Consider the following 4,917-nt stretch of genomic DNA (forward strand, 5'->3'; position numbering starts at 1 on the left):
TTACGCTCTTGCATTAGAGTTCCTTTCCAGTAGTGGACTGTTTCTGGTTTTGTCGTTGCCGCTGGGCGTAGTCGCGAGCATCCTGTTTCTGCTGCGGTGGCTGCTGCCTGCGGCGGTTGAGGTTACCAAAGGACATAGCGTGAAGCCGTTGTACCTTTTGCAGCTGTTCATCTGAGGTTTCTAGAGATTGCCGTTGTGCACGGTGAGCAGTGATCGTCTGCTCGACCGTGTGCTTCTGCTGCGGTTTTTCGGTCTCGGTATGGGTCAGAGAGTTCTGATACCTCTTAATCTGTTCATGAATCAGCATCGGGTGGGTAGCGGCCAGCTGCGGGTTCCCTTCCCTACGTGCTTCCTGGGCGCGCTGGCGGGTATCGCGTGCTTGGGCGATCTGAGCGTTTTCTGCATCGGTTTTAGGTGCGCGCTGGTGCGCGGCCATGACGGATCGCTTGTGCGTATTAGTGACTTGGGCGTGTAGGAACTGCCCGCGTGCCTCCGCGCGGGTGGGTTCCTCGTGCGGCTTTGCCTGGGTGCGCAGCTTCGTGGGTACTGCCTCAGGCTCACTGGGGGCGATGTTGTATTTATCGCGCAGGGCTTCGGTTTCGGCAGCAACCCGGTACCAGTGCCGCGCCAGGCGGTTGTTGGCCGGAACGTCACCAAGCTGTTTGACCCATTCGGGTTTCTCTGCGGCGAGTTGTGCGCCCCTGACTTGGGCGAGCTGCCCGATTTCACGGGAGCGGGAGCGCAGAATAGTGCCTAACCTGGTGTTGTGCAGGTTCGGGTGGTTCTCCCAGAACCGATCCAGCGTGTGGCCACTGATGCCGTTTTGGATCTGCTCAGGGCGCTTGGTCTCGGGCAGGTCAATGGTTGGGATGAGGTGCTGCCGTATCCGCTGCTCTTCAGAAAGAACCTTGTGCAGGGTGAAGCTGTGCCCGGAGCGGAGGCGTTCCCCACGGATAATCTGCTCTAGCTCGCGTTGATCCCCGGAGACTTCCCAGCGGCGGCGGGTGATTTCAGCATCCATATCGCCGAGGTTTTCTTTAATCTGCTGGTACGCGCCGGTGGTATCCCCTTCTGTAGCGTTGAGTGCGCGTACAGTCCTAGAGCGCATGGCCATGAGCTCGTCACTCTTAACCATCGCATAGGGGTTCGTGAACCACCAGGCATCACTTATTTCTAGCCTATCGGCCATTGGTTGGGTACGCTGAGCGGCTTGATCCACCAGCCGCGCTAGGTGCTCATCGCTCAGGTAGGACAGGGGCCGCTCGGATGCCTCGTGAACCTTCTGGGCATCTACGTTGAGTTTTTCGACACGCCATTGCATCACAGCGGCATAATCTTTCGCTTCTGCCCCTTGGTCACTGGCCTCTAGGGGACGGTAGGAGTATGCCCGTTCTACGAGGGCGGCGGGGTCTATACCTTGACGGTATGCTTCGCCCATATCGTGCGCCAGAGCGGGCCAGGCGGGGGAGGCCAGCACGGCTTTCGCGTCCGCTGCACCGTCAGCGGGGGTGTGGTCAATGATTTGGCCGGAGTCTTTATCCCGTACCGGGTGTTCCTTAACCCTGGACATGCCCTCCAGCAAATACGGTTGCATGACCTTTTGTACGGCCAGCTCGGAGATGTCTTCGTGCTGGGCAATCAGGGTGGCCAGGTTCCGGTGTTCGGCGCGAAGCTGATCCACAGTCTCGTGCACTGTGAGGTCACGCTCATATGCGCTGCTGATGCGGTCGAGCACATCATCACGCTTTTCACCATCGGCCAAGGCAACATAGAGCTGGTTGTTTTCGCGGCCACGGGTGAGCGCAACGTAGGCCCCGGCCCGGTCGGTAGATGCATCCACCAGGGCGTGCGCAGTGTCTACGGTAGATCCTTGGGCACGGTGGATCGTGGCCGCGTACCCAAGCTCCACAGACTGTTCAACATAGCTTGCAGGAAGAGTGACTTTCCCACCGTGGCCGGTGTGCTGTGCGGTGATTCGTCCGTCATCGTGCAGGTCGGTCACGCGCCAGAGGTCACCGTTTTTCACGAAATCCTGACCACTATTAACAATGAGTCGGCGTGCATTTTGCCTGGTAACAATGGTGTCCCCAACATGTGCGCGGGAAGAATTATGCAGCGCTACCGCCCCCGCGCCAGTGCTCACCTGGCCGTGCTCGATCGCGTGAGCCTGCGCCAAATCATTCAATCGGGTGACGGTCTCGTTGGTGGACGCAATCATGATCGACTGCTTCCCAGCGGTCACGTCAGCGCTATATTTGCGGAAAACGTCTTCAACCATCGCATCCGCATCACCAGCCACAATGCGGTTATTATCCTTGTACCACTCGAACGGCTTATCCGTCCCAACCAGGGGCGGCTCACGCAGCGCGAGTGTGGCCGCTGCTTCCTCGGGGTTTTTAAACCTAAAGAGCTCGTCGAGGTGAACGGCCCCGATCTCCCGATCCACCAGGCGCAACGCGCCGCCAGATCCGACCGCTGAGAGCTGCCGATAATCACCCAGCGCGCGCACGAGAGCACCACGCTCTTGCGCAAGAGTAAGAATCTTCTCCATCTTCGGGGTAGCGATCATCCCGGCTTCATCGACCAGCAGGACATCGCCAGGGCGCACATCCACGGAGGCTTTGCCGCTCTGCCAATCGGTCAAAATCTTATCCACCGTATCGGCATTGATGCGCATTTCAGAGCGCATCACCGCTGCGGCCGCAGCCGTCGGGGCCATACCAATGACCCTGTTGCCGGAGGCTTCGATAGCGTCTACGGCCAAGCGAGTAGAAGAGGTTTTACCGGCACCGGCGGCACCAATACCTACCACCAAGAAGCGGTCGGACGTGGCGAACTCGCGTGCCATTGCCTCTTGCCCAGCAGGCAATGTGTGCCCTTGCGCGGCGAGTTCCGCACGTTTCTTTTGGGCTGCGAGTTCGAAAACATCCACCGTGGAAGCAGGAATCACCGCACGAGATGCGGCATCCAGGATCTTATTCTCAGCCGCTAAAACTCGCTCAGAAGTGAATAACTCCGAGTCGATACGCTGGTACTGGGAGGTACCGTCTTTGCGCAGATATTCGCGCGGAGTGAGGCGTGTGTCCTTAATATGCAGGGGCAGTGAATCGCTTGCGACGGACTGACGGATGGATGAAATAAGCCCTTTATCCTGTGTTTCATTCAAGCCTAGCTCGCGTACATACCGGGTAGTTTCAGCGTTAATATGGGTACGCCGCCAGGTCGAACGCGCTTCCTCTAGACGGGAGAGAACCGCGTCAGTGTGTGCTTCAAGGGGTGTGGAATAGGCTTCCTGACGTGCGCCCTGAAGTACGCTCTGTTCATAATTCAGGGAGGCGGTTTTGAGCATATCGGCTAGTTGATGATCGACTGGAACGTGCACACCATGATCAGACAGGGCGTGTGCGGCGGCGACCCATTCGGTATGCAGGTCTTCTAAAGAACGCGCCTCAGACTTGGCCGGACGTGTCGCCAGTGTCGCCTGCTGCGCGAGTTTAATAAGCTGCTTTTCACTCGGCTCGTAGCCGTTATCGGCCACAAATTTTGCTTTTACTTTGTCGAGTTCAGCGCTAATATCCCCGCGCCGGGAAGAAAAAGCACGCACCATCTCGTCGCTAATGCCGACAATTTCATGGATGGGTTTGCCGTTTTGCATCCGGGGCTCGAACTGCAAACCCGTCAGCTGCGTGACGTATTCTTGGACTTTACTGTTATAAAGCTCGCTGCATTCGACCCCGTACTGATACAAAACTCGGCCGTCGATAGACGACCATTTATCATCTGCGCCTTCAACACGGTTGGCAATCACCACATGATCGTGTAAATTCGGATCGCCTGCACGGGAGTCGTAGTGACGGAATTTCGTACCAATAATTCCGCTTTTGGTGTCGATTTGCCGGATGCCATTATGACCTCGCCGGGTCATAACCACATTCGATTCTAGATGCCGCACTACGTCTTGAATCGCGTGCTCATGAGCTGCTTCAATGTTCTTGCGCAGCTGCTTATCGCCCAATCCCCACGCAATCGAAACGGATTTTGACGGCGTAAAAACGAGGTCGAAACCGGCAATAGCTGTCTGATGTTTCTTACTGTTTTCGGCAATAAACTGACGCAATTGTGCGTGCGTGGGTTCGATCCCGCGTTGCGCACGGTAGAGTTCACCGCCGACGCGGAAACGGATTTCCTGCATCTGCGCCTTGGTGGGTTCTGCCCCGTCATGCATCCTACGATGACGCGCGATCTCCTCAGAAACACGCTTCGTAAAGTCATTAATAGCGGTATATTCGGGGTGCAGCTGCGGCGCTTCCCGCTGCTGATAGAGCTTATCTTGGGCCTTTTTCCCGGCGTTATGCGCGGCTTTTAGCTCCCCTGAAGTGAGCTTGTACCGGTCAATAAATTCCTTTTTCGTCAGCGCTTCCCGCTCACCACGAATACGACTCTTACCGTCGTTCGTGACATGCGTATGTGTGCCCCGAACGCCCATAGCCGCGTACCGAGACAGGTAGTTTGAGACTGTTTTTTGGGTCATCGGATGCCCCAGCGTACCTAACTGGTGCGCAATCTCTTGCTGGCTCAAGCCGTTCTCGGCGCGGGTTAGAATCTCCCACGCACGCTCCGCAGCATGCGCTTTATAGGATTCATAGGCGTTGTTATAGGCGGCCATGTAGTCGTCAAACTCGGGCAGTCCGTGCAGCATCTCTTTGACTTCCACGGTCTCTATCGGGGTGAATTTCTGCCCGAAAAGGGTATGCATGTGTGCCTCGGACACCTCACCGGAAAGCCCTAGTGCTTCCGGTGCAGTGCCGATCCATTGACCCGGCGGCATACCGTCCACAGTGTAATAATCGCCTAGCTCGCGGTCATTTGCGCGCAAAGCATCACCAGAGGCGACTTCGTGAGTGTAGTACTTATAAC

1 protein-coding gene is annotated in these 4,917 nt (G+C 56.9%); it reads right to left on the minus strand.

Annotated elements, in window-relative coordinates; translation table 11 throughout:
* Nucleotides 1-13: 13 nt before the first annotated feature.
* Nucleotides 14-4,876: a MobF family relaxase gene (gene mobF, locus D8M41_RS11300; RefSeq protein ID WP_238693532.1), complete on the minus strand. Its 4,863-nt coding sequence runs from the start codon at nucleotides 4,874-4,876 to the stop codon at nucleotides 14-16.
* Nucleotides 4,877-4,917: the final 41 nt, after the last annotated feature.

Source organism: Rothia sp. HSID18069 (assembly GCF_003989155.1).
Classification (GTDB): domain Bacteria; phylum Actinomycetota; class Actinomycetes; order Actinomycetales; family Micrococcaceae; genus Rothia; species Rothia aeria.